General features: G+C 71.8%; 31 protein-coding genes. 24 read left to right on the top strand and 7 right to left on the bottom strand.

Annotation, left to right across the window (positions count from 1 at the left end; translation table 11 throughout):
• Positions 1-83 precede the first annotated feature (83 nt).
• The 5 genes from CRP27_RS06910 (at position 84) to CRP27_RS06890 (ending at position 5449) form a co-directional block, all read left to right on the top strand.
• The gene (locus CRP27_RS06910; protein WP_097180330.1) at positions 84-1067 is read left to right on the top strand and encodes a magnesium and cobalt transport protein CorA; all 984 of its coding nucleotides are present in this window, start codon (positions 84-86) and stop codon (positions 1065-1067) included.
• 14 nt (positions 1068-1081) lie between these two features.
• Entirely contained in the window at positions 1082-3208 is a 2127-nt protein-coding gene (locus CRP27_RS06905) for an alpha-galactosidase (protein WP_255257466.1), read from the top strand.
• Positions 3209-3346: 138 nt separating this feature from the next.
• Positions 3347-3790, top strand: a complete 444-nt coding sequence (locus CRP27_RS06900) for a zf-TFIIB domain-containing protein (protein WP_097179966.1) — start codon at positions 3347-3349, stop codon at positions 3788-3790.
• Between the two features lie 57 nt (positions 3791-3847).
• Positions 3848-5140, top strand: a complete 1293-nt coding sequence (locus CRP27_RS06895) for a chloride channel protein (RefSeq protein ID WP_097179965.1) — start codon at positions 3848-3850, stop codon at positions 5138-5140.
• Positions 5141-5194: 54 nt separating this feature from the next.
• Positions 5195-5449: an antitoxin gene (locus CRP27_RS06890; RefSeq protein ID WP_369680009.1), complete on the top strand. Its 255-nt coding sequence runs from the start codon at positions 5195-5197 to the stop codon at positions 5447-5449.
• Positions 5450-5506: 57 nt separating this feature from the next.
• Here the strand turns inward: CRP27_RS06890 and CRP27_RS06885 are convergent, their stop codons facing one another.
• Positions 5507-5809 (bottom strand): hypothetical protein, encoded by a 303-nt coding sequence (locus CRP27_RS06885; protein ID WP_141399709.1) that lies wholly within the window; start codon positions 5807-5809, stop codon positions 5507-5509.
• A 66-nt stretch (positions 5810-5875) separates the two neighbouring features.
• On the opposite strand from CRP27_RS06885, the gene CRP27_RS06880 reads away from it, so the two are divergent.
• The 4 genes from CRP27_RS06880 to CRP27_RS06865 all read left to right on the top strand — a co-directional run bounded on the left by CRP27_RS06880 (position 5876) and on the right by CRP27_RS06865 (position 9670).
• Positions 5876-7177 (top strand): SufS family cysteine desulfurase, encoded by a 1302-nt coding sequence (locus CRP27_RS06880; protein ID WP_255257511.1) that lies wholly within the window; start codon positions 5876-5878, stop codon positions 7175-7177.
• Entirely contained in the window at positions 7174-7623 is a 450-nt protein-coding gene (sufU, locus tag CRP27_RS06875; RefSeq protein WP_097179961.1) for a Fe-S cluster assembly sulfur transfer protein SufU, read from the top strand. Before CRP27_RS06880 ends, sufU begins: the two co-directional genes overlap by 4 nt.
• 66 nt (positions 7624-7689) lie before the next feature.
• Positions 7690-9093, top strand: a complete 1404-nt coding sequence (locus CRP27_RS06870) for an LLM class flavin-dependent oxidoreductase (protein WP_217990700.1) — start codon at positions 7690-7692, stop codon at positions 9091-9093.
• Positions 9094-9097: 4 nt separating this feature from the next.
• On the top strand, positions 9098-9670 hold the full coding sequence (locus CRP27_RS06865; protein WP_097179960.1) for a GNAT family N-acetyltransferase: 573 nt from the start codon (positions 9098-9100) through the stop codon (positions 9668-9670).
• On the opposite strand, the gene CRP27_RS06860 is transcribed toward CRP27_RS06865, so the two are convergent.
• Positions 9573-10124: a VOC family protein gene (locus tag CRP27_RS06860; RefSeq protein WP_097179959.1), complete on the bottom strand. Its 552-nt coding sequence runs from the start codon at positions 10122-10124 to the stop codon at positions 9573-9575. The genes CRP27_RS06865 and CRP27_RS06860 overlap by 98 nt on opposite strands.
• 231 nt (positions 10125-10355) lie before the next feature.
• On the opposite strand from CRP27_RS06860, the gene CRP27_RS06855 reads away from it, so the two are divergent.
• Genes CRP27_RS06855 through CRP27_RS06830 form a run of 6 tightly spaced genes read left to right on the top strand, consistent with a single transcriptional unit; the run spans position 10356 to position 17478 of the window.
• Complete coding sequence (locus CRP27_RS06855; RefSeq protein WP_097179958.1) at positions 10356-11915, top strand: NCS1 family nucleobase:cation symporter-1; 1560 nt, start codon at positions 10356-10358, stop codon at positions 11913-11915.
• A 45-nt stretch (positions 11916-11960) separates the two neighbouring features.
• Positions 11961-12725, top strand: a complete 765-nt coding sequence (locus tag CRP27_RS06850) for an aspartate/glutamate racemase family protein (protein ID WP_097179957.1) — start codon at positions 11961-11963, stop codon at positions 12723-12725.
• Positions 12722-14116: an allantoinase AllB gene (gene allB / locus CRP27_RS06845; protein ID WP_097179956.1), complete on the top strand. Its 1395-nt coding sequence runs from the start codon at positions 12722-12724 to the stop codon at positions 14114-14116. Before CRP27_RS06850 ends, allB begins: the two co-directional genes overlap by 4 nt.
• A 43-nt stretch (positions 14117-14159) precedes the next feature.
• Positions 14160-15392 carry an alanine--glyoxylate aminotransferase family protein gene (locus CRP27_RS06840; RefSeq protein WP_097179955.1) on the top strand — a complete coding sequence of 411 codons (1233 nt, stop codon included), beginning with the start codon at positions 14160-14162 and terminating at the stop codon, positions 15390-15392.
• Positions 15389-16648 (top strand): allantoate amidohydrolase, encoded by a 1260-nt coding sequence (locus CRP27_RS06835; RefSeq protein WP_097179954.1) that lies wholly within the window; start codon positions 15389-15391, stop codon positions 16646-16648. Before CRP27_RS06840 ends, CRP27_RS06835 begins: the two co-directional genes overlap by 4 nt.
• Positions 16645-17478, top strand: a complete 834-nt coding sequence (locus CRP27_RS06830; RefSeq protein WP_097179953.1) for a MurR/RpiR family transcriptional regulator — start codon at positions 16645-16647, stop codon at positions 17476-17478. Before CRP27_RS06835 ends, CRP27_RS06830 begins: the two co-directional genes overlap by 4 nt.
• On the opposite strand, the gene CRP27_RS06825 is transcribed toward CRP27_RS06830, so the two are convergent.
• Together CRP27_RS06825 and CRP27_RS06820 are read right to left on the bottom strand one after the other, a co-directional pair.
• A complete protein-coding gene (locus CRP27_RS06825; protein ID WP_097179952.1) occupies positions 17445-17951 on the bottom strand; it encodes an SRPBCC family protein in 507 nt (168 codons plus the stop codon). The genes CRP27_RS06830 and CRP27_RS06825 overlap by 34 nt on opposite strands.
• The gene (locus CRP27_RS06820; protein WP_097179951.1) at positions 17948-18523 is read right to left on the bottom strand and encodes a GNAT family N-acetyltransferase; all 576 of its coding nucleotides are present in this window, start codon (positions 18521-18523) and stop codon (positions 17948-17950) included. The genes CRP27_RS06825 and CRP27_RS06820 overlap by 4 nt, the downstream gene beginning before the upstream one ends.
• Positions 18524-18561: 38 nt before the next feature.
• On the opposite strand from CRP27_RS06820, the gene CRP27_RS06815 reads away from it, so the two are divergent.
• Positions 18562-19599: a dipeptidase gene (locus CRP27_RS06815; RefSeq protein ID WP_097179950.1), complete on the top strand. Its 1038-nt coding sequence runs from the start codon at positions 18562-18564 to the stop codon at positions 19597-19599.
• A gap of 168 nt (positions 19600-19767) precedes the next feature.
• On the top strand, positions 19768-20784 hold the full coding sequence (locus CRP27_RS06810; protein ID WP_097179949.1) for a YhcG family protein: 1017 nt from the start codon (positions 19768-19770) through the stop codon (positions 20782-20784).
• Positions 20785-20796: 12 nt separating this feature from the next.
• On the opposite strand, the gene CRP27_RS06805 is transcribed toward CRP27_RS06810, so the two are convergent.
• On the bottom strand, positions 20797-21468 hold the full coding sequence (locus tag CRP27_RS06805) for a DUF899 family protein (protein WP_097180328.1): 672 nt from the start codon (positions 21466-21468) through the stop codon (positions 20797-20799).
• Between the two features lie 151 nt (positions 21469-21619).
• On the opposite strand from CRP27_RS06805, the gene cysK reads away from it, so the two are divergent.
• On the top strand, positions 21620-22558 hold the full coding sequence (cysK, locus tag CRP27_RS06800; RefSeq protein ID WP_097179948.1) for a cysteine synthase A: 939 nt from the start codon (positions 21620-21622) through the stop codon (positions 22556-22558).
• Entirely contained in the window at positions 22555-23139 is a 585-nt protein-coding gene (epsC, locus tag CRP27_RS06795) for a serine O-acetyltransferase EpsC (protein WP_255257465.1), read from the top strand. Before cysK ends, epsC begins: the two co-directional genes overlap by 4 nt.
• Positions 23140-23194: 55 nt before the next feature.
• Here epsC and CRP27_RS06790 read toward each other — a convergent pair whose 3' ends face one another.
• Positions 23195-23509, bottom strand: a complete 315-nt coding sequence (locus tag CRP27_RS06790) for an excalibur calcium-binding domain-containing protein (protein WP_217990698.1) — start codon at positions 23507-23509, stop codon at positions 23195-23197.
• 62 nt (positions 23510-23571) lie between these two features.
• Between CRP27_RS06790 and CRP27_RS06785 the strand changes: the two genes are divergently transcribed.
• The gene (locus tag CRP27_RS06785; protein WP_097179947.1) at positions 23572-23955 is read left to right on the top strand and encodes an MmcQ/YjbR family DNA-binding protein; all 384 of its coding nucleotides are present in this window, start codon (positions 23572-23574) and stop codon (positions 23953-23955) included.
• Positions 23956-23989: 34 nt separating this feature from the next.
• Here the strand turns inward: CRP27_RS06785 and CRP27_RS06780 are convergent, their stop codons facing one another.
• Complete coding sequence (locus tag CRP27_RS06780) at positions 23990-24658, bottom strand: MOSC domain-containing protein (RefSeq protein WP_097180326.1); 669 nt, start codon at positions 24656-24658, stop codon at positions 23990-23992.
• 109 nt (positions 24659-24767) lie between these two features.
• Between CRP27_RS06780 and CRP27_RS18180 the strand changes: the two genes are divergently transcribed.
• The 4 genes from CRP27_RS18180 to CRP27_RS06765 are packed head-to-tail and all read left to right on the top strand — an operon-like array spanning position 24768 to position 26488.
• Complete coding sequence (locus CRP27_RS18180; protein ID WP_176505494.1) at positions 24768-24926, top strand: hypothetical protein; 159 nt, start codon at positions 24768-24770, stop codon at positions 24924-24926.
• A gap of 10 nt (positions 24927-24936) precedes the next feature.
• On the top strand, positions 24937-25491 hold the full coding sequence (locus tag CRP27_RS06775; RefSeq protein WP_079236696.1) for an RNA polymerase sigma factor: 555 nt from the start codon (positions 24937-24939) through the stop codon (positions 25489-25491).
• Positions 25482-26183, top strand: a complete 702-nt coding sequence (locus CRP27_RS06770) for a hypothetical protein (RefSeq protein WP_097179946.1) — start codon at positions 25482-25484, stop codon at positions 26181-26183. The genes CRP27_RS06775 and CRP27_RS06770 overlap by 10 nt, the downstream gene beginning before the upstream one ends.
• Positions 26180-26488, top strand: a complete 309-nt coding sequence (locus tag CRP27_RS06765) for a hypothetical protein (RefSeq protein ID WP_097179945.1) — start codon at positions 26180-26182, stop codon at positions 26486-26488. Before CRP27_RS06770 ends, CRP27_RS06765 begins: the two co-directional genes overlap by 4 nt.
• Positions 26489-26513 lie beyond the last annotated feature (25 nt).

Here is a 26513-nt window from a genome sequence, read left to right as displayed (position 1 = left end):
CACGGGGCGGGGCCGCCACGCGCCTCCAGGCCGTCAGCGGGTCGCGCCCGGCGGCTGCCGCGCAGCCTGCGTACGGTGGGCACGTGACCGTCGAGCTGAACACCGTCTACGTCGACCGGATCGCTCCGATCCCGAGTCCCTCGCTCGACGACACCTTCCGGATGCTCGAGGACCAGGGCGCCAGTGCGTGCATCGTCCTGCACCAGCCCGACGCGCAGGAGCTCGGCGACGTCGCGGTCGCCCTCGGCCTGCACGAGCTCGCGGTCGAGGACTCCGCCGAGGGCCACCAGCGCCCGAAGCTCGAGCGCTACGGCAAGACGCTGTTCGTCGTCCTGAAGCCGGCGCTCTACAACGACCAGGCGGAGGAGGTCGAGTTCGGCGAGGTGCACGCGTTCGTCGGCGAGGACTTCTTCCTCGCGGTCGTACAGGCGGATCCGCGTGGCAAGCAGACCGTCCCGCGGGCCCTGCAGCGGATGAGCGGCAAGCCGGGCCTCGTGACGGTGGGGCCGCAGGCGCAGCTCTGGGCGCTGATGGACTCGATCGTCGACGGCTACGTGCCGGTGATCGACGGGCTCGAAGAGGACATCAACCAGATCGAGGACCAGCTGTTCGCGGGCGAAGCCGGGGTCTCCCGACGCATCTACGAGCTGTTCGGCGAGGTCGTCGACTTCCAGCGGGCCGCCCGGCCGCTCGTGTACATGATCGAGAACCTGCACCGGGGCGCCGAGAAGTACCACCTGCCGGTGGAGATGCAGCGCCGGTTCCGCGACGTCCTCGACCACGCCATCAGGACCGTCGAACGCCTCGACACCTTCCGGCAGCTGCTGCAGAACGCCCTGACGGTCGACTCGACCCTGGCGGCGCAGAAGCAGAACGACGACACCAAGAAGATCTCGGGGTGGGCGGCGATCCTGTTCGCGCCGACGCTCGTCGCGGCGATCTACGGCATGAACTTCACGCACATGCCCGAGCTGCAGTGGCCCTGGGGGTACCCGCTGGCGATCGTGGCGATGGTGCTCTTCGCGGCGGTCCTCTGGGTGGTGTTCAAGGTCAAACGCTGGTTCTGATGGAGACTGGGGCGGTGTCCACGAACGACGTCGTCCACCTCACCGCCGGGGGCGTCTCCCTCGTCCTCGACTGCCGCGAGGACGCGCTGCCCGCGGTCGTGCACTGGGGTGCGGCCCTCGGTCCCCTCGACGACGCCGAGCTCGCCGCCCTGGCGTCCGCCGACGTGGCGCCCGTCGCACCGAACGAGGCCGACGTGCCGGTCCGCCTGGCGATCCTGCCCGAGCCGCACCGCGGGTGGACCGGGCGTCCGGGGCTGTCCGGGCACCGGGACGGACGGGACTGGTCGCCGGCGTTCACGGTGGAGCAGCTCGACGTCGACCCCGGCCAGGGCCCGGGCGCTGTGACCGCCCACGCGGTGGACCGCACCGCCGGTCTCGCCCTCCGCCTGACGGTCGAGATGCTCGCCTCCGGGCTCGTCCGCACCCGTGCCGCCGTCACGAACACCGCCGTGGGCGCGTACACCGTCGACGACCTCACCCTGGCGTTCCCGATCCCGTCCCGCGCCCGCGAGGTCCTCGACTTCGCCGGCCGCTGGGGCAAGGAACGCACGCCGCAGCGACGCGAGCTCGTCGTCGGCACGCACGAGCGCGAGGGGCGGAAGGGCCGCACGGGGGCCGACGCGGCGACCGTCCTGAGCGTCGGGACGCTCGGCTTCGGCTTCGCCCGCGGGGAGGTGTGGGGCGTGCACACCGCCTGGAGCGGCAACCACCGGCACGTCGCCGAGCGCCTGGCGACCGGTCGGCAGGTCGTCGGCGGCGGCGAGCTGCTCCTTCCCGGCGAGGTCCGGCTCGACACCGGGCAGACCTACGAGGGCCCGTGGGTGTACGCCGCGTACGGGGACGGCCTCGACGACCAGGCCCGCCGGTTCCACCGCTGGCTCCGCAGCCGCCCGCAGCACCCGACGACCCCGCGCCCGACGACCCTCAACGTCTGGGAGGCCGTGTACTTCGACCACGACCTCGCCCGCCTGACCGACCTCGCGGAACGGGCCGCCCGGCTCGGGGTCGAGCGCTGGGTCCTCGACGACGGCTGGTTCCGCCACCGCCGCAACGACCACGCCGGCCTCGGCGACTGGTACGTCGACGAGGACGTCTGGCCGGACGGCCTCGGCCCGATCGTCGACCGCGTGCGGGCCCTCGGCATGGAGTTCGGGCTGTGGTTCGAGCCGGAGATGGTCAACGAGGACAGCGACCTCGCCCGTGCCCACCCGGAGTGGATCCTGCAGGCCGACGGCCGCCTGCCGATCCGGTCGCGCCACCAGCAGGTGCTGAACCTCGCGATCCCGGAGGCCTTCGCCCACGTGCTCGAGCGGATGACGGCGATCATCGGCGAGTACGGCGTCGAGTACGTGAAGTGGGACCACAACCGCGACCTCGTCGAGGCCGGTCACCCGGGCGGCTCCGCGGCCGTGCACGAGCAGACCCTCGCCGCCTACCGGCTCATGGCCACGCTCAAGGAACGCTTCCCGACGCTCGAGATCGAGTCGTGCTCGTCGGGTGGTGCCCGGGCCGACCTCGGCGTCCTGGAGCACACCGACCGCGTCTGGGTGTCGGACGACATCGACCCGCTGGAACGGCAGCAGATGCACCGGTGGACGCAGCAGCTCCTGCCGCCGGAGCTCCTCGGCTCGCACGTCGCGAGCGGGCGGAACCACACGACCGGCCGGGTGCACGACCTCGCGTTCCGCGCGGGCACCGCGATCGTCGGGCACTTCGGCATCGAGTGGGACCTCGCGCAGGCGACCCCGGCCGAGGAGTCCGAGCTGGCCGAGTGGATCGCGTTGTACCAGGAGTGGCGGGGGCTCCTGCACGGTGGGGACCTGGTCCGGGTGGACGAGGTGGACGGCTCCCGTCTCGTCTCCGGCACCGTCGCCGCGGACAAGCGGGAGGCGCTGTTCTTCTTCGCGAGCGTCGGACGGTCCGAGGTGTCGGGCACCGGGCGCATCACCTTCCGCGACCTGGACCCCGACACGGTGTACCGCGTCGACCCGGTCGTCGTCGGGGACGGCCACGGGATCTCGGCACCCGCGTGGTGGGCCGGCGAGCGGGTGTTCCGGGGAAATGCGCTCGAGCGCGTCGGCCTGCAGCCGCCGCTGGTGCCGGCGGACTGCGTGGTGCCGTTCCGGCTGACGGCCGTCTGACCGCAGCGGGGCATCGTGCCTGGAGGCACGGGTCGTCTCACCGGGTCCGTCCAGGTCCTTCGCATGGTCGCCCCATGGAACCTGGCCAGGATCACAGGAAGCGCCTCGACCGGCGCCTCCGCTCGGAAGGACCTCCCCATGCAGTGCCCCAACGACCAGGCCACCCTCGTGATGTCGGAGCGGTCCGGCATCGAGATCGACTACTGCCCCGAGTGCCGGGGTGTGTGGCTCGACCGCGGTGAACTCGACAAGATCATCGAGCGCGCCTCGGGCGGACCCGCGCAGACGACGCCGCCGGCACCGCAGGCGCAGCGGGCCGTGCCGGACCCCGCCTTCCCGCAGTCCGGCGGCCCGTACCCGCAGCCGGCGTACGCACCCGGGATGGCCGTGCCCCGCAACGGGTACGCCTCGCCGGGGTCGCCCGGTTCGCCCGGGTCGTGGGACAAGGGGCGTCGTGGGTACGGCCAACCCGGGTACGGGCAGCAGTACGGCCAGCAGTACGGCCAGCCCGGGTACGGCCAGCAGCAGTACGGGTACGGCAAGAAGCGTCGGGGCAACTGGCTGAGCGAGCTCTTCGACTGATCACTCCGCGTCCTCGCGTGTCCGGTCCGGGCTGGGTGAGCCAGTAGGCTTCCCGATATGCCGCACACCGGACACGCGACACGCGCGACCCCTGTCTGGGCCCTCAAGCTCGCCGTGGTCACCGGCCTCGTCGGGGTCGCGGGCGGCATCGCCGGCGTCTCCGTCTGGCTCGCCCTGCAGCTCATCCAGTTCGTCGCGTTCGGGTACCCGTTCGGCGGCCACCTCGAGGCAGCCGACGCCCCCTCGGCGCTGAACCGCTTCCTGGCCCTCGTCGCCGCCGGTGTCCTGACCGGGTTCGCCTGGTGGGCGCTGCGCCGCTGGGGTCGACCGATCGTGTCCGTGCCGGCAGCCGTCGACGGCAAGCGGATGCCCGCCCTGGCCACGGTCGCCAACGCCGGCGTGCAGATCCTCGCCGTGGGCCTCGGCGCCTCCATCGGCAAGGAGGTGGCGCCGCGTGAGATCGGTGCCTGGTTGGCCCAGCTCGTCACCGCACGGGCCGGCCTGACGGCCCGCGAGACGAAGATCCTCGTCGCCTGCGGTGCGGCCGCCGGTCTCGCTGCCGTGTACGACGTCCCGCTCGGGGGTGCACTGTTCGCGGTCGAGGTCCTGCTCGGTGAACTGACCTTCGCGACCGCGCTGCCGGCGTTCGCCACGAGTGCGGTCGCGGCGTTCGTCGCCCGCCTCGTCATCCCGGACGAGGTCCTGTACCACGTGCCCGCGATGCACCTCTCGCCGTCCCTGCTCGTCTGGGCCGTGATCGTCGGCCCCGTGCTGGGCTTCGCCGGGGTCGGCTTCGTGAAGCTCACGAACCGGCTGCAGGGGCTCGCGCCGAAGGGGTGGCACCTGCTCGTCGTGCTCCCCGTCGTCTTCGCGATGGTGGGGCTCATCGCGGTGCCCTTCCCGGAGATCCTCGGCAACGGTCGGGCACTCGGGCTCGTCGCCATGAACTCCTCCCTCGACGCCGGTTCGGTCGCTGGTCTGTCGCCGATCGTGTTCCTCCTCGTCCTCGGCGTCATCCGGACGATCACGACCTCGGCCACCATCGGTGCCGGAGCCGTCGGCGGCACGCTCACCCCGTCCATCGCGATCGGCTCGGCCGTCGGCGGCGGCCTCGGTGGTCTCTGGCTCCTGCTCTGGCCCACCGACGGTCCGAGCCTCACGGCGTTCGCGTTCATCGGCGCCGCGGCGTTCCTCGCGACGACGATGCGGGCACCCTTCACCGCCCTCGTGCTCGTCGTCGAGTTCACACAGCAGGGGACCGACATCCTCATCCCCTCACTGCTCGCCGTCTCCGGATCGGTCGCGGTCGGCTACGTCCTGGCCCGTCGGCGCAGCGCACAGATGGTCTGAACAGTTCGTCACGATCCGGCGCACATCCCGGACATCGGGCCTAGCATCGGCGCCATGACGGGGCGCAGGGCTCCGCACCGAGGCGAGGAGCACCCGATGGCGGGGTTCGACGACATCACGAAGAAGGCCCAGGACTTCCTGAAGGACGGGAAGGTCCAGGACGCCCTGAAGAGCGAGAAGGCCGAGGGCATCAGCGACAAGGTGCTCGACGGTGTCGCCGACGCGGTGAAGAAGGCGACGGGCGGCAAGTTCGACGACAAGATCGAGGGCGCACGCGACGCCGCCGACAAGCAGATCGGCAACGAGTAGTCGCGCGACACGAAGGGCCCCGGACCGAGCGGTCCGGGGCCCTTCGCCGTGGGGCGGTCAGGCGACGATGATCGGAACCGTCGACGAACGGTCCTCGACGGCGTGCTCGAAGACCTCCTCCGCCGCGGTGCTCGAGAGACCGGAGGACGCCGCGATCTCGCGGGTCGCCTGCCGTCGGACGGCGTCCGCGATGTGGACCAGGCCGTCGTCCACGGCGTCCGTGTACTCGGCGACGGCCGAATCGATGTCGGGTCGTGTCGTGGTGCGCATGGTCTCGTCCTCACGTCGTCCGGGGTCGTGTTCGCACTCCGTGAGCAGTATACATATCGGATTTATATGGTGACAGGCCTTTATGGTCATAAAACTGATATATCCTGCGGACTGGACGTGCGAACCACGAGGGACCACCATGGGGAGGTGACAGTCGTGGCGCCGAACCAACCGCTCACCGAGTCCGAGGTCGAGGCGATCAAGCGGGACTTCCCGATCCTCCAGCAGGAGGTCAACGGATTCCCCCTCGCGTACCTCGACTCCGGGGCGACGGCAGAGCGACCCCGCCAGGTCCTCGACGCCGAGCGCCGGTTCCTCGAGCAGGACAACGCCGCCGTCCACCGTGGTGCCCACACCCTCGCCGCGCTGAGCACCGACGCCTACGAGGACGCCCGAGCCACCGTCGCCGGGTTCATCGGCGCGGCGTCACCCAACGAGGTCGTGTGGACGAGCAACGCGACGGACGCCCTCAACCTCGTGGCGTACGGCATCGCGAACGCCAGCCGTGGCCGCGGGGGAGCGGCGGCCGAGCGCTTCCGGATCGGTCCGGGCGACGAGGTCCTCGTCACCGAGGCCGAGCACCACGCCAACCTCGTCCCGTGGCAGGAACTCGCCGCGCTGACGGGTGCGACCCTCCGGTGGGTGCCGGTCGCCGACGACGGCACCTGGACCGCCGAGGCGGCCGTCGCCCTGATCTCGGACCGCACGAAGGTCGTCGCGTTCGCGCACGTCTCCAACGTCACGGGCATGGTCGCGCCGGTGTCCGCCGTCGTCGCGGCGGCCCAGGCGCACGGTGCGCTCGTCGTCCTCGACGCCTGCCAGTCCGCGCCGCACCGACCCCTCGACGTGCAGGCGCTCGGCGTCGACTTCGCCGCGTTCTCCGGCCACAAGATGCTCGGACCCAACGGCATCGGCGTGCTCTGGGGGCGCCACGAACTCCTCGACGCCCTGCCCCCGTTCCGGACGGGCGGGTCGATGATCACCACGGTGACGATGGAGCACACCGACTTCATGCCGGCGCCCGAACGGTTCGAGGCCGGCACCCAGCCGGTGTCCCAGGCCGTCGCGCTCGCCGAGGCCGTCCGGTACCTGCAGGCCATCGGCACGGAACGCGTCCGCGCCCACGAGGAGCACCTCGCGCGCCGTCTGCTCGAGGGCCTCGCGGCGATCCCAGGCATCCGCACCGTCGGTCCGCCCGTCGACGTGCCGCGGTCCGGCCTCGTGTCGTTCGACGTCGACGGCGTGCACGCGCACGACGTCTCGCAGTACCTCGACGCGCAGGGCATCGCGGTCCGCTCCGGCCACCACTGCGCCCAACCGTTGCACCGTCGACTCGGCCTCGTCGCCACCAGCCGTGCGAGCACCTACGTGTACACGACGGAGCAGGACGTCGGCCGGTTCCTGACCGCCGTCGGCGAGATCCGCGCCTACTTCGGCGCCGAAGGAGCAGTGTCGTGAGCGCCCTCGACTCGCTGTACCAGCAGGTCATCCTCGACCACGCGAAGGCCCGGCACGGCGATCGTCCGCTCGACGCCGCCGACGCCGAGCACTTCGAACGGAACCCCACGTGCGGCGACGAGATCACCGTGCGCGTCCGGCTCGAGCCCGGCACGGACCGCATCGCGGACCTCGCCTGGCAGGGCGACGGCTGCTCCATCTCGATGGCCTCGGCCTCGGTGCTCACCGACATGGCCGTCGGTCGGACGGCCCCGGAGCTCCTGGCGCTCACCGAGGACTTCCGCACGATGATGCGGTCCCGCGGCGCCGGTGAACCCGACGAGGACGTCCTCGAGGACCTCGTCGCCTTCCACGGCGTCTCGAAGTTCGTGATGCGCGTCAAGTGCGGCATGCTCGCGTGGGTCGCGGCCGAGGCCGCCGTCCGCGAGGCGACCGCGGCCCACTGACCGGTCGCGCGTCACGCTTCGTCACGGTGCGTGACCACGGGGTCGTCGGCACGTAACGTCGCGCCCGTGACCTCCAGCAGCGGCAAGCGGCAGATCCGGTTCAACGCGTTCGACATGAACTGCGTGGCGCACCAGTCCTCCGGGCTCTGGCGGCACCCGCGTGACCGGTCGCGCCACTACAACGACCTGTCGTACTGGACCGATCTGGCGCAGCTGCTCGAGCGGGGGAACTTCGACGGGATCTTCATCGCGGACGTCCTCGGGACGTACGACGTGTACGGCGACTCGAACGAGGCCGCGCTCCGGACCGGCTCGCAGGTGCCGGTGAACGACCCGATCCTGCTCGTCTCCGCGATGGCATCGGTGACCGAGCACCTCGGCTTCGGCATCACGGCCGGTACCGCCTACGAGCACCCGTACCCGTTCGCCCGCCGCATCTCGACGCTCGACCACCTCACGAAGGGCCGTGTCGGCTGGAACGTCGTGACCGGCTACCTGCCGAGTGCGGCGCGGAACATGGGGCAGACGGACCAGCTGTCGCACGACGACCGCTACGACGTCGCGGACGAGTACCTCGAGGTCCTCTACAAGCTGTGGGAGGGCTCGTGGGAGGACGACGCCGTCGTCGAGGACCGCGAGACCGGCGTCTTCACCGACCCGACGAAGGTGCACCCGATCGAGCACCACGGCGAGCACTTCGACGTGCCGGGCATCCACCTGTCCGAGCCGTCGGTGCAGCGGTCGCCCGTCATCTACCAGGCCGGCGCGTCGCCGCGCGGCATCCGCTTCGCAGCGGAGAACGCCGAAGCCGTCTTCGTGGGCGCACCGACCGTCGACCAGCTCGCGTCGACCGTCGCGAAGGTCCGTGACGCCCTGGAGGCGGCTGGTCGCGACCGGTACGCCGCTCGCGTCTACACGCTGCTCACCGTGATCACGGACGCCACCGACGAGCTGGCCCAGGCGAAGTACGAGGACTACCTGTCGTACGCCTCCGAGCTCGGGGCGCTCGTGCTCAACTCCGGGTGGATGGGTGTCGACCTGTCGCAGTGGGACCTCGACGAGCCCCTCGGGGACGTCGAGTCGAACGCGATCCAGTCGGCGGCGGCGAACATCGCTGCGGCGACCGGCGAGGACGGCAGCTCGTGGACGATCCGCGACCTGGCCCGGCACACGGCGATCGGCGGACTCGGGCCGGTGGCCGTCGGTGGCGGAGCCACGATCGCCGACCGGCTGCAGGAGATCCAGGAGCTGACCGACGTCGACGGGTTCAACCTGGCGTACGCGGTGACCCCGGGCACGTGGGAGGACGTCATCGAGTTCGTGATCCCGGAGCTCCGCGCTCGGGGTGTCTACCCCGAGGGCTACGAGCAGGGGTCGCTCCGCCACAAGCTGCACGGCCGCGGCGACCGCCTGCCGGACGAGCACCGGGGCGCATCGTTCCGGATCGGCCAGCGCTCCGCCGTGGGCTGACCGGGTGAGTGGAGCGTCCGTCGTCGTGCGAGCCGCGACCGAGGACGAGGTACCGGCGTGTGTCGACCTCTGGGTGGCGGCGGTCGCGGCGCGTGACGGCGTGCGGGAGTCGGAGGCGGTCCGGCAGCGGGCGGCCGCCAAGTTCACCGTGCCGCGCGTGGCCCTGGTCGTCGCGGTCGACGATGCCGGCCTGGGTGGCTTCGCGCTCGTGACCGATCCGGGCTCCGGCGTGACCGGCGACCTCGACGCCGCGTACCTCTCGCTGCTCGCCGTGGACCCGCGTGCACAGGGGCGGGGGCTCGGCCGGTCGTTGATCGGCGCCGCGGTCGACGCTGCCGAGCGCGCCGGGCACCGGCGGTGTCTGCTGCACGCGCTCGACGACAACGCGCCGGCCCTCCTGCTCTACCGCAGTGCCGGGTTCCAGCCGGTGGGCGCGGCGTTCCCGCACGCCGTGAGCGGCCGCCCCACCCGGGCGTGGGTCACAGCGGCATCGGGAGGGCGTCCGCAGCGATCGGCCACGGCGCCCACTTCGCCCGGGGCGCGCTCAGCAGGTACGGCTGCGGCGACGGGTAGCTGACGAGCTCGAGCGTCGACCCCCACGGCGTGCGGGTGTAGACGAACCGGTTGCCGTCGCCCGCCTCGAGCCCGCGGAGGTCGCGCGGGTCCGAGTTGCGCGTGCCCCCGGCCGCCTCGACCCGGGCGAGGGCCTCGTCGAGGTCGTCGGCGTAGATCGCCAGGTGCTGCCATCCGAGGTCGGACGGGTGTGCGGCGCCGTGCTGGTCGGGGCCGAGGTACTCGAACAGCTCGAGTCCGGGGCCCTCGGGGAGGGCGAGCATCCGCATCGCCCCCTGCGCCATGGTCGGTGGGATGCCGAGGTAGCGGTGTGCCTCCGGCGAGCTGTTCGGTGCCTCGGTGCGGCAGCGCATGTCGTACAGGACGACGGCGTCGAACGCCGCCACGAAGAACGCCGTGGCTGCGTCGATGTCCGGCACCGTGACGCCCACGTGATCGATCCTGATTCCCCTGGTCATGGGTGATTGGTACCACCGGCCGAGCCTGCCGCGGAAGGCGCTCGGCAGCGCGTGCGCCTTCCGTGCGGCAAGCCGCAGCCCGCACCGCGCACCCGTCCTGGAACGACCGTTCCAGGACGGGTGGCGTGTCACACGACCGTTACACAGGGGAAACGGGCGGCTCGAAGAGGCTCCGTAGCTTCGTGGCAGAGGCGGGCACCGCTCGCCCTTCCCACTCCTTCGGAGGACGCCATGGCTACAGAGATCGCGACCCCGGTCGCCGCGCCCCACGCCCCCCTCACGACGGCAGCCCCAGCGGGTGCCGGCGTCGTCAAGCCCGGGTACGACCCGGCACTCACCAACGAGGACCTCGCCCCGCTGCGCAAGCAGACCTGGACGAGCTACAACATCTTCGCCTTCTGGATGTCCGACGTGCACTCGGTCGGCGGGTACGTCACCGCCGGGTCGCTCTTCGCCCTCGGCATCGCCAGCTGGCAGGTGCTCATCGCCCTGGTGGTCGGCATCCTCATCGTGCAGGTGTTCGCGAACCTCGTCGCCAAGCCGTCCCAGCGCACCGGGGTGCCGTACCCGGTGATCAACCGCGCGGTGTTCGGTGTCCTCGGTGCGAACGTCCCCGCGATCATCCGCGGCCTCATCGCGATGGCGTGGTACGGGGTGCAGACGTTCCTCGCGGCCCAGTCCCTCAACATCATCTTCCTCAAGTTCATCCCGGCGTCGGCCGGCCTGCTCGAGCACTCGTTCCTCGGGTTGTCCGCGCTCGGCTGGATCTCGTACGCGATCCTCTGGGTGGCCCAGGGCGCGCTGTTCTGGATGGGCATGGACGCGATCAAGAAGTTCATCGACTGGGCGGGACCCGCCGTCTACGTCGTGATGATCGCGCTCGCCGTGTACCTGGTCAGCCAGGCGGGCATCGGGAACATCTCGTTCACGCTGTCCGCGGGGGAGCCGCTCTCGTTCGGCGCGAGCATCCCCGTGATGCTGTCGGCGATCGCGCTCGTCGTGAGCTACTTCTCCGGCCCGATGCTGAACTTCGGCGACTTCTCCCGGTACGCGAAGTCGTACGGTGCGGTCAAGCGCGGCAACCTCTGGGGCCTGCCGATCAACTTCCTGTTCTTCTCGGTGCTCACCGTGCTCTGCGCCAGCGCCACGGTGCCGGTGTTCGGCAAGCTCATCACCGACCCCATCGAGACCGTGCAGGCGATCGGCGCCCCGTTCGCCATCCTGCTCGGCGGCCTGACGTTCGTCACCGCCACCGTCGGCATCAACATCGTCGCGAACTTCATCAGCCCCGCCTTCGACTTCTCGAACGTGGCACCGCGGAAGATCAGCTGGCGTGCCGGCGGCATGATCGCGGCGGTCGGTTCCGTGCTGCTCACCCCGTGGAACTGGTACGGCAACGACCAGGCGATCCTCTACACGCTCGGGGTGCTCGGCGCCCTGATCGGCCCCCTGTTCGGCATCCTCATCGCCGGCTACTACATCGTCGCGAAGCAGCGCGTGGCGGTCGACGACATGTACACGAAGGACCCGAGCGCGCGGTACTGGTACGCGAAGGGCTTCAACCCGAACGCGATCTGGACGCTCGTCGTCACCGGGGTGGTCTCGGTCGCGAGCGCGGTCCTGCCCTCGGCCCTCGGCGTCGTCCCGTGGCTGTCGAACTACAGCTGGTTCATCGGGTGCGCACTCGGACTCGTGGTCTTCTGGGGCCTGGAGCGTGTTCGTCCGAGCATGCCGGAGCTCGCCGCCGACGACCCCACGGTCGACGACGGGGCAGCAGCCGGCCGCGCCTGAACCACCCGCACCACCCGCACCACCCGCACCACCGGAAGGACCCCGATGCGCATCCGCGTCGTCAACCCCAACACCACGAGCTCGATGACCGCGGCGATCGGCACCGCCGCCGCCGCGGTCGCCGGGCCCGGCACGATCGTCGAGGCCGTCACGCCCTCCATGGGGCCGGCGTCCATCGAGAGCCACTACGAGGAGGCCCTGGCCGTGCCGGGGCTCCTCGAGCAGATCGCGATCGGCGAGCAGCAGGGGGTGGACGCGTACGTCGTCGCCTGCTTCGGGGACCCCGGCCTCGACGCCGCGCGGGAGGCCGCCTCCGGACCCGTCATCGGGATCGCCGAGGCGGGCTTCCACGCGGCGGCGCTGCTCGGACGGCGCTTCGGCGTCGTCACCACCCTCGGCCGGACCGTCGGGCGGGCGCACGAGCTCGCCGAGCGGTACGGCTTCGCCTCGCTCGTCACCGAGATCCGGGCGTGCGAGGTGCCGGTGCTCCGCCTGGAGGACCCGACCTCGGACGCCCGCGCCCTGGTGATCGAGGAGTGCCGGGCCGTCATCGCGGGCGGCGCGGACGCGGTCGTGCTCGGGTGCGCCGGGATGGCGGACTTCTGCGCCGAGGTGTCCCGGGCGATCGGTGCGCCCGCGGTCGACGGGGTGGCCGCGGCCACGGTGCTCGCCGAGTCGCTCGTGCGGCTCGGTCTGACGACGGGGAAGCACGGGGAGTACGCCGCCCCGCCCGCGAAGCCGATGTCGGGACTGCTCGCGGGGTTCGAACGCCAGCCGGCGGCGGACGCGACGGTCGGGGCGGACGCATGACGCGCCTCCAGACCGACCGCGCTGAAAGCGCCGACCGCGCCGACCTCGTCCTCCGCGCCGAGCGCACCTGGATCGACGGCGCCTTCCGCCCGGCCGCGGTCGTCGTCCGCGACGGCCGCGTCGCCGACCTCCTCCCGCTCGACGCGGACGTCGCCGCCCGCGACGACCGTCGCGTACCCGACGGGCAGGTGCTGCTCCCGGGCCTGGTCGACACCCACGTGCACGTCAACGAACCCGGACGCACCGAGTGGGAGGGCTTCGCCTCCGCCACCCGGGCCGCCGCGCTCGGCGGCGTGACGACCGTCATCGACATGCCGCTCAACTCCATCCCGGCGACGACGACCGTCGAGGCACTCGACGTCAAGCGCGCGAGCGCCGAGGGGCGGGTCGCCGTCGACGTGGGCTTCTGGGGCGGAGCCATCCCCGCGAGCCTCGGATCCCTCGACCAGCTGCACGACGCCGGCGTCTTCGGGTTCAAGTGCTTCACGGCGCCGTCCGGTGTCGACGAGTTCCCGCACCTCGACGGTCCGCAGCTGCGTGCCGCGATCGAGGAGGTCGCCCGCATCGACGCGCTCCTCATCGTGCACGCCGAGGACCCGGAGTTCCTGGTCGACCACGACGCGCTCGGCGGCCACTACGAGGACTTCCTCGCCACCCGACCGGTCGACGCCGAGCGGTCGGCGATCGCGCGGGTCATCGAGGGCGCACGGGCGACCGGCGCGCGCGTCCACATCCTGCACCTGTCCGATGCCGGGGCCCTGCCGATGATCCGCGCGGCCAAGGCGGACGGGGTCCGGATCACGGTCGAGACCTGTCCGCACTACCTCGCGTTCGAGGCGGGCACGATCCCGGACGGCGCGACCGAGTACAAGTGCTGCCCGCCGATCCGTGACGACGCGAACCGCGACGCCCTCTGGCAGGGCGTGCTCGACGGCACGATCGACATGATCGTGTCCGACCACTCGCCCTCCACGGCGGACCTGAAGACCGACGACTGGGGGCTCGCGTGGGGCGGGATCGCGGGTCTGCAGGTCGGGTTCCGCGCGGTCTGGACGGAAGGGATCCGCCGCGGCGTCGCGCTCGGCGAGCTGCTGCCACTGTTCACCACCGGACCGGCGGCGCTCGCCGGCTTCGCCGACCGCGGCCGCATCGCACCCGGTGCGCTCGCCCACTTCGCGGTGTTCGACCCGTCCGCCACGGCCGTCATCGACGTGGCCGGGCTCGAACACCGCAACCCGGTCTCCGCGTTCGCCGGCCTGGAGGCGCGGGGCCGCGTCACCGAGACCTGGTTGCGCGGGCAGCTGGTCGCGTCGTCGGACGCCGGCGTCACGTCCGTCGCGGGTCGGCTCGTCACGCGTCCGGTCACCGCACCCGCCGAAACACCGCTGTAACGATCGTTCCGATACGATCTCCACCGGAACGAGAGGACCGAACATGCTCCCTGTGAACCCGCCCGCCCGTCTGCTCATGGGGCCGGGGCCGATCACCGCCGACCCGCGGGTGCTCCGCGCCCTGTCCACCCCGCTCGTCGGGCAGTACGACCCGTGGATGACCACCACGATGAACGAGACGCAGGAGCTGTACCGGCGGGTGTTCGGCACCGCGAACGAGGCGACCGTCCTCGTCGACGGGACCTCGCGCGCCGGGATCGAGGCGGCACTGGTGTCGCTGCTGGCCCCTGGGGACCGCGTGCTCGTGCCGGTGTTCGGCCGCTTCGGACACCTGCTCGCCGAGATCGCCGGGCGCGCCGGGGCCGAGGTCCACACGATCGAGACCGACTGGGGCCAGGTGTTCACGCCGACCGCGATCGAGGACGCGATCGTCCGGGTCCGTCCGAAGGTCCTGGCGATCGTGCAGGGTGACACCTCGACGACGATGAACCAGCCGCTCGACGAGCTCGGTGCGATCTGCGACCGGCACGGCGTCCTGTTCTACACCGACGCCACCGCGACCATCGGGGGCAACCCGCTCGAGGTCGACGCCTGGGGGATCGACGCGGTGAGCGCCGGGCTGCAGAAGTGCCTCGGCGGCCCGTCCGGCAGCGCGCCGCTCACGGTGTCACCGCGCGCGGTGGCGGTCCTCGACCAGCGCCGCAGCGTCGAGGCCGGCATCCGTGAACCCGGTGACGACGTGTCCGACGAACCGATCCGCTCGAACTACCTCGACCTGGCGATGATCCTCGACTACTGGGGCCCGCGCCGGCTCAACCACCACACCGAGGCGGCGTCGATGCTCTACGCCGCGAACGAGTGCGCCCGCATCCTGCTCGAGGAAGGCCGCGACGCCGTCATCGCCCGGCACGAGACCGCCGGCAGCGCCATGCTCGCCGGCGTGCGGGCCCTCGGACTCGGGGTCTTCGGGGACCTCGGGCACAAGATGCACAACGTCGTCGCCGTCGAGATCCCGTCGGACGTCGTCGGCGACCAGGTCCGGGCATCGATGCTCGACGACCACGGCATCGAGATCGGGACGTCGTTCGGACCGCTGCACGGCAAGGTCTGGCGGATCGGCACCATGGGTTACAACGCCCGGAAGGACGCCGTCGTGACGACGCTCGCCGCGCTCGAGCACGCGCTGCGCCGGGCCGGCCACGCGGTGCCGCAGGGCGGTGGCGTCGACGCGGCGCTGGACGTCTACGCGGGCTCGGCCGTCGGGGTGCCCGCGTGAGCGCCGCGGCCGCGGTGCACGCCACCGAGCAGGCCACCGCCGACGCCGAGCTCGTCGCGCGCTGGTGCGACGAACTCGCCCTGGTCACCGAGGAGACCGGCCGCATCACCCGCGTCTACCTGTCGCCCGAGCACGCCCGGGTGAACGTGATCGTCGCCGGGTGGATGCAGGACGCCGGGCTCACGACCTGGCAGGACGCCGCCGGCAACCTGCACGGCCGCGTCGACGGTGCCACGGCCGACGCCCCGGTGCTCCTGCTCGGCTCGCACCTCGACACCGTGGTCGACGCCGGACGCTACGACGGGATCGTCGGGGTCCTGATGGCCGTCCGCACCGTCGCCCGACTGACCGCCGCCGGGCCGCTGCCTGTCGCGCTCGAGGTCATCGCGTTCTCCGACGAGGAGGGCACGCGGTTCGGCAAGGCGCTGCTCGGGTCCTCGGCCGTCGCGGGCGTCTGGGACGAGTCGTGGTGGGACCTGGCCGACGGCGAGGGGGTCACCCTCCGCCGGGCGTTCGAGGACTTCGGGCTCGACCCGTCGCGGGTCGGCGACGCCGCGGCGGACCCGGCCGCACTCGTGGGGTACCTCGAGGCGCACATCGAGCAGGGGCCGTACCTCGAGCAGGCCGGGCAGGCACTCGGCGTCGTCACGAGCATCGCGAGCGCCCGGCGCTTCACGGTCGAGGCCGTGGGCGAGGCCCGGCACGCCGGCGGCACCCCCTACGAGCGACGGCACGACGCACTGCTCGCCGCGGCCGAGGCCGCGCTCGCCGTGGAGCGGATCTGCCGGGCGTCCCAGCACGTCGGGACGGTCGGCACCATGACCGTCGAACCCGGTGCGGTCAACGTCGTCCCGGGGCTCGCACGGTTCTCGGTCGACCTCCGCGGGGAGTTCGACGAAGGCCGCGACGAGGTCTGGGACGAGATCACCAAGGCGTTCGCCCTCATCGGGGAGCGCCGCGGGGTGAGCGTCGAGCCCACCGAGGTGCACCGGGCGCCCGCCGTGTTCTGTGCGCCGCGGCTGATGGACGCCGTCCGCGCGGGCATCGAGTCGACGGGCGAAGCAGCCCCGATGGAGCTGTTCTCGCGTGCCGGCCACGACGCGATGTCGCTCGGGCTGGTCACCGACGTCGCCATGCTGTTCCTCCGCAACCCGGACGGCATCAGCCACCACCCCGACGAGTTCGTCTCCACCGCGGACATCGCCCTCGGACTCGACGCGCTCGCCGTCGCGGTCGAACGGGTGGCCCGGGCGTGAGCACCGTCGGCACCGACGTCCGAGCGCGCATCGACTCGGTCTGGGAGCAGCTCTCGCCCGCCGAGCGCCGCGTCGCCGCGATGGTGCGCCACGACCCGGAGCTCCTGCTCGTCGGGACCTCGGCCGAACTCGCCGCAGAGTCCGGCACCTCGAAGGCCACGGTCTCGCGGCTCGTCCGCTCCCTGGGGTTCCAGGACGCCGCCGAGGTCCGGCAGAACCTCATGTCGGCGCGGGGAAGCGGACTGCCCTGGGCCGCCGAGGACGCCTCCCACGTCGACCAGCGGGCCGTCGAGTCGCGGAACCTCGACGCCGCGTTCGCCTCCCTCGCCCGCGCCGATCGACCCCGGCTCGCGCGGCGCATCGTCCGCGCCCGTCGCGTGCTCGTGATCGGGGAGCGTGGTGCGTACCCGGTCGCCCTGCAGCTCCGCGCGCAGCTCGCCCAGGTCCGACCGGACGTCCGGGTCGGGCCGTCTCCGGGCCAGCGACTCGGCGAGGAGGTGGCGGACCTCGACCGCCGCGACCTCGTCGTCCTCGTCACGGTGCGGCGGCACGCGGCCGGCGTGGCCCGGGCCGTGCGGCACTGCGTCTCGACGGGTGCCGACGTGGTCGTCCTCGGGGACCCGACCGCCGCCGTCATCGCGGCGCCGGCCAACACCGCGATCCTGTGCCCGGTCGACTCGCCGTCGGCGTTCGACTCGATGGCGGCGCTCTTCGCGGTGGTCGCGGCGATCGCGAACGACGTCTACGAGGCGTCCGGTCCGGGTGGACGGACGCGGGTCGACGCGGTCGCGAAGGCCTACGAGGCGCTGGGCGAGCTCGCCGCGCCCTGACCGCCGTCGGCGTCGTGCCCGTCCGCACGGAGCTCGGCCGCGAGCGAGGCGTTCCGCTCGGCGATGAGCCGGGGCAGGTACCGCGCGAGCGCGATCCGTTCGGCGAGTACGCCGAGCGGCCCGAGCGGGGCGCGGAACTCGATCTCGTCGACCATCCGTGTGCCGCGAGCCGACGGCTCGAAGCGATGGAGGTGGTGGAAGCGAGTGAACGGCCCACGCACCTGTTCGTCGACGAACCGGTGGGGCGCCTCCAGGGCGGTGATCCGACTCGTCATCCGCCAGACGATCCCGAAGTGCCGCGCACGCCAGGTGACGCTCTCACCGAGCCCGATCGTGCCGCTGGTCGTGCCGGCCACGGCGCGCTCGTCGGTGGCGGCCATCGAGCGTTCGTGCGCGCCGATGTCGAGCGACAGCGCGAACGCGCGCTCCGGCGGGGCGTCCAGTTCGGTGACGACCCGGAAGGACACCGTCACGACGTCGGCCAGACCGTGGGCGTGGACCGGTCGTCGTCGCGCAGGGCGGCGGCGATGAGCTGGTCGTGGCGCTGTCCGCGGTGGAACACGCCGGACCGGAGCCGTCCCTCGTAGCGGAGGCCGAGCCGCCGCGCGATCGCGGCCGACGGCGTGTTCGTCGCGATCGCACGCCACTGCACGCGCACGAGCCCGAGGCCGTCGGGCTCCGGTGCGAACGCCCACTCCAGGACGGCTGCCGCGGCCTCGGTCACGAACCCGTGGCCGCGCCCGTCCGGGTGCATCGCGTACCCGATCTCCGCGGCGCCGTCGACGAAGCCGAACAAGCCGATCGTGCCGAGCAGCCGCAGGTCGTCCGCCCGGCGGATCCCGAAGTCGTACCGGGTGTCGGCCGCCCAGCCCGTGCGGACCACCTCGGTGATCCACTGCCGGGCCTCGGCGTGGCCGTAGGGAACCGGCACAGGGGTGTACGCGATGACGTCCGGGTCGTTCGCGTAGGCCACGACGTCCTCGGCGTCGGAGGGTTCCGGTACCGAGAGCACGAGCCGTTCGGTGCGGAGCGTCACGGGGTCCATCTGCCGAGCCTAACGAGGACGGACGGTACCGTCGGGGGATGACGTTCGACGCGCTCCCGTTCCCGGTCATCGACGGCCACAACGACCTGCCCTGGGAACGCCGCGAGACCCACGGCTCCGGGGTGGAGGGCATCGACTCCGAAGCGGGCTCGCTCCACACCGACCTGCCGAAGCTCCGTGCCGGCGGCGTCGTCGGACAGTTCTGGTCGGTGTTCGTCCCGTGCGACGAACCCGATCCGGTGCGCGCGACCCTGCAGCAGGTCGACGTCGCGCACCGGATCATCGACCGCTACCCGGACACCCTCGTGCTCGCACGCACCGCCGCCGAGGTGCGTGCAGCGATCGACTCCGGCCGGATCGCCTCGCTCCTCGGCGCCGAGGGCGGGCACTCGATCGGTGACGACATCGCCGTCCTGCGCGACCTCGCCCGGCTCGGCGTCCGGTACATGACCCTGACGCACAACGACGACACCCCCTGGGCCGACTCGGCGACCGGGGCGCACCCGCACGGCGGACTCACGGACCGCGGGCGCGAGGTCGTCGCCGAGATGGAGCGCATCGGCATGCTCGTCGACCTGTCCCACACCGCGCAGACCACGATGCGCGACACCCTCGACGTCGCGACGCAGCCCGTGGTCTTCAGCCACTCCTCGACCGTCGCCGTGAACGACCACCCGCGGAACGTGCCCGACGACGTGCTCGGCCGCCTGGCGGACAACGGCGGCGTCGTGATGATCACGTTCGTGCCGCAGTTCGTCTCCGCCGCGTACGCGGAGTGGTTCGCCGCCGGGTCGTCGGAGGACGCGCCGCCCGTCACCGTCTCCGACGTCGCGGACCACGTCGAGCACGCGCGCGACGTGGCCGGCGCGGCGCACGTCGGCCTCGGTGGGGACTACGACGGCACCCCGGTGCTGCCGCCGGACCTGCGGGACGTGTCGCGGTACCCGGTGCTCGCGGCGGAGCTCCAGCGGCGCGGGTGGGGTCCGGCGGATCTCCGGGCGCTGGCGGGCGGCAACGTGCTGCGGGTGCTCGAGGCGACCGACGAGCGGTTCGCGCGCACGGCGTTCGTGCGCTGACGCGCTGGCCGAGTCTCGCGCGGAGCGACACTTCTCGGGCCCCCGACTGCGAGAGCTGTCGCTCAGCGCGAGCTTCGGCCCGGGTCGCAGCACGCGTGGGAGCTCCTTGCGGGTGCCGTGCATACGAATACGTGGACGCAGCGTCGGCCCGGCACGCATCATCTGCGGATGACCGATCAGCCCGACCTGCCGAACGAGTACGCCGACACGCTCCGATCCATCCGGGACCGCGTCACGGTGACCCGATCTCGCGCCCAGCTCGCCGCCAACGGGCACCTCGTCCACCTGTACTGGTCGATCGGGTCGATCTTGCTGGAGCGATCGCGGACCGGAGCCTGGGGGACCGGCGTTCTGAGTCGCCTCGCAGCCGATCTGCGTGCTGAGTTCCCGTCGATGAAGGGCTTCTCGGCAACGAACTTGAAGTACATGCGGCAGTTCGCGGCGGCGTGGCCTGAGGAAGAATCAATTGGTCAACAAGCTGTTGACCAATTGCCGTGGGGACACATCACCGTCCTCATCGGACTCGCTGACGGCGGGCATCGCGCCTGGTACGTGCGTCACGCAGTCGACGGTGGTTGGTCGCGGAACGTCTTGCGGCACAACATCCGCAGCCGCGCTGCCGAACGTCACGCCATCGCGCCGACGAACTTCAGTCGCCTGCTCGACGACGACGGCGCCGACCTCGCGCAGCAGATCACCCGGGACCCGTACGTCCTCGACTTCCTCGCTGTCGACGGCGACCGGGACGAACGCGCCATCGAGCAGGCGATGGTGGACCGGATCGCCGACACCCTCCGTGAACTCGGCACGGGGTTCGCATTCGTCGGTCGGCAGGTGCACTTCGCGGTGGAGGGGAGCGACTTCTTCGTCGACCTGCTCTTCTTCCACGTCGAGCAACTGCGGTACGTCGTCATCGAACTGAAGACGGGAGAGTTCCGACCGGACAACGTCGGTCAGCTCTCGTTCTACGTCGCCCTCGTGGACGCGAACCTGCGCCGTCAGCAGCACGCTGACACGGTCGGGCTCCTCATGGTCGCGGGCAAGAACGAGGCTGTGGTCCGGTACTCACTGGCGACGTCGAACGCACCCGTCGGCGTCGCATCGTACGAACTCCTGCCAGCGGAGCTCCGACATGCCCTGCCGACGGAGGCGCAGCTCCAGCGCGCGATCCTCGGCCCGCAGTGAGCGGTCGTGTCGTCAACCGTAGGTGGGGTACTGCGGCCAGCCGTCGGGGCTGTCCTCCCAGTCCTGCTGCCGCCCGTACGCCGTGCGGTCCATGATGTGCGCCACGGGGAGGATCGCCTCCGTGCCGCGCGAACCGGTCGCGTACGTCAGGTACGGCACGCCGTCCCGCAGCAGGTAGTACGAGTAGCCGGGCACCGGGCCGTCCCAGTCGTCGCTGTGCACGGTCCAGCCCCAGTCGTCGTGGTAGGTCGTCGCGGCCGAGGACACCCACGTGTGCGGCCATCCGTGCTGTTCCCGCCAGGCCTCGAGCTTCTCGACCGGCCCCTCGGAGACCATCGCGAACGCGATCCCCTCGTCGTCGAGTCGGCCCATGTCGGCGGGCAGGTTGTCCACGGCCCAGGTGCAGCTCGGGCACCCGGCGTCCCAGTCCCGTCCGTACATGACGTTCTGGACGAGGAGCAGGTACTTGTCCCCGAACAGCTCGGTGAGCCGCACGGGGCCGTCGGGGCCGGCGAACTCGTAGTCGTCGACGCGGACCATCGGCAGCCGCCGTCGGGCAGCTGCGACACGGTCGCCGTGGCGCGTGAGTTCCTTCTCGTCCTGCACCTGTGCCGCGAGCGCCTCGTCGAACGCAGCGCGGTCGACGACCGGTGGGGCGACGTCGGGTTGCTGTTCCTTGGACATGACGACCTCCTCGTCGTTGCGGAGCACGGTACGCGCGGAACGCGCGTGCGTCACCGGACAGGGACACGCCGGGTCGGATCGCTAGGATCACAGCGCACGCCGTGCCTCCAGTGGGGGAGGCACGCGACCTGACCCGAAGAGGACGGTACCGATGAGCGGCACGATCCACGACAACATCTCGCAGGCGTTCGGGAACACGCCGTTGGTGCGGCTGAACCGCCTGCCGAAGGCGGGCGGGGCCGAGGTCCTGGCGAAGCTCGAGTTCTACAACCCGGGCGCGAGCGTGAAGGACCGCCTCGGCGTCGCGATCATCGACGCGGCCGAGGAGTCCGGCGAGCTGCAGGCCGGCGGGACCATCGTCGAGGGGTCCTCCGGTAACACGGGCATCGCGCTCGCACTGGTCGGCGCAGCGCGCGGGTACCGGGTCGTCATCACGATGCCCGAGACGATGAGCGTCGAGCGTCGGGCCCTGATCCGCGCGTACGGGGCGGAGATCGTCCTCACGCCGGGGTCGGAGGGCATGAAGGGCGCCGTCTCGAAGGCCGAGCAGATCGTCGCCGAGACGCCGGGTGCGATCCTGGCACACCAGTTCGAGACGCCGGCGAACGCGGCGATCCACCGGAAGACCACGGCGGAGGAGATCCTCCGTGACACCGAGGAGCACGTCGACGTGTTCGTCGCCGGTGTCGGCACCGGCGGCACGATCACCGGTGTCGGTCAGGTGCTCAAGGAGCGGGTGCCCGGCGTGCAGATCGTCGCCGTCGAGCCGAAGGACTCCCCACTGCTGACCGAGGGCAAGGCCGGCCCGCACAAGATCCAGGGCATCGGCGCGAACTTCATCCCCGAGGTCCTCGACCAGTCGGTCATCGACGAGGTGTTCGACGTCGAGCTCGACGACGCACTCCGCGTCGCCCGTGACCTCGGCACGCAGGAGGGCATCCTCGCGGGCATCTCCTCCGGCGCGATCATCCACGCCGCGATCGAGATCGCCGCACGCCCCGAGAACGCGGGCAAGCGCGTCGTCGCGATCGTGTGCGACACCGGTGAGCGCTACCTGTCGACCGTGCTCTTCGAGGGACTCACTGCGTGAGCCGTCCCGTCCGACGAGGCGTGCTGCGTTCTGTCCGGGAGGACCTGGCCGCAGCGCGCCGCGGTGATCCCGCATCCCGCGGTGACCTCGAGAACGCGATCGTGTACTCGGGGCTGCACGCCATCTGGACCTACCGGTTGACGCACCGGCTGTGGATCGCGCGGGGGCTCCCAGGGTCCCGGTTCGCGGCGCGGGTCATCGGTCAGGTCGCGCGGTCGGTGACGGGCATCGAGATCCACCCCGGTGCCCGGATCGGCCGACGCTTCTTCATCGACCACGGCATGGGGGTCGTGATCGGGGAGACCGCGGTGGTCGGCGACGACGTCGTGCTCTTCCACGGCGTGACGCTGGGCGGCCGTGGTGGCGACCACGGACCGGGCGCTCGTCGGCACCCCGCGGTGGGGGACCGGGTCGTGCTCGGAGCGGGGTCGTCCCTGATCGGCGCGATCACGGTCGGCGCGGACTCGGTCGTCGGTGCGAACACCGTGGTGACGAAGGACGTGCCCGCGGGCTCGGTCGTCACCGGTGTGGCCGGGACGGCGCGCCCGCGCTCGGGGCACGAGGGCGTTCCCACCCTCTGACGGGCGCGCGGGCGGGCCGGCGCGGCCCGGCGCGGAGCAGTCCGGACCGCGGCGGTCAGCTCTTCTCGCAGGCGATCCCGTCGGCGTCCGCGTCCATCTTCTTGTTCGCGTTGTAGAGCGCGTCGTCCTTCTTCACGGTGCCCTTGAGCGCGCGGTAGGTGGTCTTCCCCTTCGAGGTCACCTTGTTCTTCGTGACCGACTTCTTCGCGATCCCGCCCGAGTACACCTTCTGCACGGCGGTGCAGTTCTTGTAGACGGTCGGAGCGGCCTGCGCGGTGGCGGCTCCGCCGACGACGACGGAGGCGGCGAGGGCGGTCGCCGCGGCGGCGATGCCGAGCGAGCGGACGAGACGGGTTCGGGTGAGGTTCACGGCCTGAGGGTACGTCAGCAAGGCGCGGCTCCTCCCACCCCAGAACGAGGCATGCTGGACGCATGGACGGCGAGACCCTGCACGAGGTCGCGGCCCGCACCGCGATGGGCCTGCCCGCGGTGGCGGAGACGCAGCCCTTCGGGGAGGGCGCGTTCGTCTACAAGGTCGTCGGGAAGATGTTCGTGATGACGTCCGAGCTGCGGGGTGTGCCGATCGTCAACCTGAAGTGCGCGCCGCCACACGGTGCCTCGCTCGTGCGCGACCACGACGAGATCACGCCGGGCTGGCACATGAACAAGCAGCACTGGATCACGCTGTCGCCCGGGGCCGGTATCGACGAGACCCTGGTGGAGGACCTCGTGGCCAACGCCTGGGAACTGGTGGTGGCGGGGCTCCCGAGGGCGAAGCGTCCGATCGATCCGTTCCGCCGCGCACAGGCCGACTGACCCGCCCACACACGCGAGCGCCAGGGCGCGTCGATCAGGCGCCGATGCGGGTGCGCGCAAGCACCTTCGACACGTCCCGGACCACCTTCGGGGCGAGTCCACCCGTCCCGGGCCCGCCGCCGGACCCACGGCCGGACGACAGCACCGCCTGCGCCTGCTCGGGCGTCAACCCGCTGAAGATCTGCCCGATCGTGACGCCGTGGTCCGGCCGGTGCGTGACGACGATCGGGTCCCCGGCGGACACCGGTCCGGAGCGCAGCACCCTGAGGTACGCGCCGGGACGCCCCTCCTCGGTGAACCGCTTGACCCACTTGTCGACCCGCATGCGCCGGGCGAACGTGCCGCACGGGTTCCGCGGGATCGTGACCTCGAGCTCGAGGGTCTCTCCGATCCGCCAGCGCTCGCCCGTGACGGCGCCGGTGACGTCGATTCCCGAGGTCCGCAGGTTCTCGCCGAACAGCCCGGGTGGGACCTCGCGGTCGAGCAGCTCGGCGAAGTACGCGGCGTCCTCGTCGGCGTAGGCGTACACCGCCTGGTCCTCGCCGCCGTGGTGCTTCCGGTCGGCCTGCACGTCGGCGTACAGCCCGAGCGGACGCACGCGGACCGCGCCGTCGACGGGACGCTTGTCGATCGCGGTGATCCCGATCGTGCCCGAGTCGGGCAGCAGGCGGTCGACGCGGCAGACGGCGGTGACGAGCGATATGCCCCCAGCCTGCCGCAGAATCGGCGGGCGCAGAAGTGTGACGATCCACCTCCGACACACGTCTCATCGGTGACGGACCCCGAACGCGCGGTCCACCCGAGGAGCCCAGATGCCCGACACCGACACCGATGCGCGCCACGCGACGTCCCACGGACGGATCGCGCCACAGCACCTGCTCGCACAGGCCCGGGTCCGTGCGCTCTCGGCGAGGCCCGTCGGACCGATGAAGGTCGTCCGTGCCCAGCTGAACCCCATCCACCACCAGTAGAAGGGAAAGCGTGCACCACCAGCCCCTCACCGATCTCGACGACGCCGTCCTCGCAGGTCGCTCGTCCGACGGCGACGTCCGGGCGTTCGAGGTCCTCATCCGCCGGTACACACCGCTGTTGCGCGCCTACGCGCGACGGACCCTCGGCTCGACCGACGAACTCGACGACGTCGTGCAGGAGACCTTCATCACCGCCTGGAACCGGCTCGACCGGCTCGACGACGGCGCACGCGTCAAGGCGTGGCTCATGCGCATCCTCAGCCGGAAGTGTATCGACCGGATCCGGGCTCGCCGGTTCCACGACGACGTCACCGAGCTCGAGGTCGCCGCACCGGCGGCCGACGCCCCGGAACGCGTGGCCGAGGCACGCTCCCGCGAAGAGGCGGTGGAGACGGCGCTCGCCGAACTGCCGGAGGCGCAACGACGGTGCTGGGTGATGAAGGAAGTGCTCGAGTACTCCTACGAGGCGATAGCGGAGGAACTGGACCTCCCCGCCTCGACGGTCCGCGGACTCCTGTCCCGGGCGAGGAAGAACATGATCCGTCTGATGGAGGGATGGCGATGACCGACCGCGACACCGTCGGGCTCGAGTCGCTCGAGCCCGACGACCTCGACGGGCACACGATCGACGAGCTCGCCGACTACCTCGACGCCGGCATGCAGCCGGCCGACCCGAGCATCGACGACTCCGCAGCCTGCCAGAACGCCCTCGCCGCGATCGTGCGGCTCCGGCACTCCTCGCTCGGCTCGCTCGAGGCCGCAGCCGAGCAGGAAGCACCGGCCGACGAGTCCTGGATCAGCGGGGTGCTCGCGAACATCTCGCTCGAGGCCCGCGCCGGTCGCGACGTCCCGCTCCGCCCGGCGGCGCCGACCGAGCGGCCCGTGATGACCGAGGGTGCCATCCGCTCCCTCGTCCGGACCGCCGGCGACGCCGTCCCCGATGCGCTCGTCGCGCGGTGCACGCTCGAGGGCGACGTCACCGAGCTCGGCGCACCGGTCCGGATCGTCGTCGAGATCGCGGTGCGTGCCGGCTCGACGATCCAGCGGGTCGCCGCCGACGTCCGCGAGACCGTCGGGCAGGTGCTCGCCACCCAGACCGACCTGCTGGTGGAGGCCGTCGACGTGGTCGTCCGCGACCTGCTCCCACCACCGACGAGTGACGACACCGTCGCACCAGAGGACACCGTCGCACCAGAGCACACCGTCGCACCAGAGCACACCGTCGCACCAGAGGACACCGAGGAGGACCGGGCATGAGCGACCACGACGAGACCTTCGCAGCCGTCGAGGAAGCCGTCCTGGCCGTCCCCGGTGTGGCCGACCTCTACCGCGCCCGCCCGACCCTCGGGAGCACCGTGACCGCGGCCAAGAACCTCGCGACCCGGTCGACGATCGCGCGGGTCGTCCTCGACGACGACGTCCTCCGCATCGTGATCGGCACCGACGGCTCGGTCCCCGCGCCGGAGACGGCGCGTGCGGCGCACCTCGCGGCGCTCGCGGCGGCGACCGCGCACGGTCTCCCGCTCAGCCGCGTGGACGTCCGGGTCGCGCGCGTCGGCTGACGTCACCACCCGTCGGACTGGAGGC

The sequence above is a fragment of the Curtobacterium sp. 314Chir4.1 genome, from assembly GCF_900215175.1.
In the GTDB taxonomy this organism is placed as follows: Bacteria; Actinomycetota; Actinomycetes; order Actinomycetales; family Microbacteriaceae; genus Curtobacterium; species Curtobacterium pusillum_A.
Note: the sequence above shows the minus strand (reverse complement) of the source record. Positions and strands in the feature narration are given on the sequence as shown.

Coding starts and splice junctions, on each gene's coding strand:
- CRP27_RS06900 (WP_097179966.1), top strand. CDS start 3,347: ATGCAGTGCCCCAACGACCAGGCCACCCTCGTGATGTCGGAGCGGTCC.
- CRP27_RS06895 (WP_097179965.1), top strand. CDS start 3,848: ATGCCGCACACCGGACACGCGACACGCGCGACCCCTGTCTGGGCCCTC.
- CRP27_RS06890 (WP_369680009.1), top strand. CDS start 5,195: ATGACGGGGCGCAGGGCTCCGCACCGAGGCGAGGAGCACCCGATGGCG.
- CRP27_RS06885 (WP_141399709.1), bottom strand. CDS start 5,809: ATGACCATAAAGGCCTGTCACCATATAAATCCGATATGTATACTGCTC.
- CRP27_RS06860 (WP_097179959.1), bottom strand. CDS start 10,124: ATGACCAGGGGAATCAGGATCGATCACGTGGGCGTCACGGTGCCGGAC.
- CRP27_RS06855 (WP_097179958.1), top strand. CDS start 10,356: ATGGCTACAGAGATCGCGACCCCGGTCGCCGCGCCCCACGCCCCCCTC.
- CRP27_RS06850 (WP_097179957.1), top strand. CDS start 11,961: ATGCGCATCCGCGTCGTCAACCCCAACACCACGAGCTCGATGACCGCG.
- allB (WP_097179956.1), top strand. CDS start 12,722: ATGACGCGCCTCCAGACCGACCGCGCTGAAAGCGCCGACCGCGCCGAC.
- CRP27_RS06840 (WP_097179955.1), top strand. CDS start 14,160: ATGCTCCCTGTGAACCCGCCCGCCCGTCTGCTCATGGGGCCGGGGCCG.
- CRP27_RS06820 (WP_097179951.1), bottom strand. CDS start 18,523: ATGGACCCCGTGACGCTCCGCACCGAACGGCTCGTGCTCTCGGTACCG.
- CRP27_RS06815 (WP_097179950.1), top strand. CDS start 18,562: ATGACGTTCGACGCGCTCCCGTTCCCGGTCATCGACGGCCACAACGAC.
- CRP27_RS06810 (WP_097179949.1), top strand. CDS start 19,768: ATGACCGATCAGCCCGACCTGCCGAACGAGTACGCCGACACGCTCCGA.
- CRP27_RS06805 (WP_097180328.1), bottom strand. CDS start 21,468: ATGTCCAAGGAACAGCAACCCGACGTCGCCCCACCGGTCGTCGACCGC.
- cysK (WP_097179948.1), top strand. CDS start 21,620: ATGAGCGGCACGATCCACGACAACATCTCGCAGGCGTTCGGGAACACG.
- CRP27_RS06785 (WP_097179947.1), top strand. CDS start 23,572: ATGGACGGCGAGACCCTGCACGAGGTCGCGGCCCGCACCGCGATGGGC.
- CRP27_RS18180 (WP_176505494.1), top strand. CDS start 24,768: ATGCCCGACACCGACACCGATGCGCGCCACGCGACGTCCCACGGACGG.
- CRP27_RS06770 (WP_097179946.1), top strand. CDS start 25,482: ATGGCGATGACCGACCGCGACACCGTCGGGCTCGAGTCGCTCGAGCCC.
- CRP27_RS06765 (WP_097179945.1), top strand. CDS start 26,180: ATGAGCGACCACGACGAGACCTTCGCAGCCGTCGAGGAAGCCGTCCTG.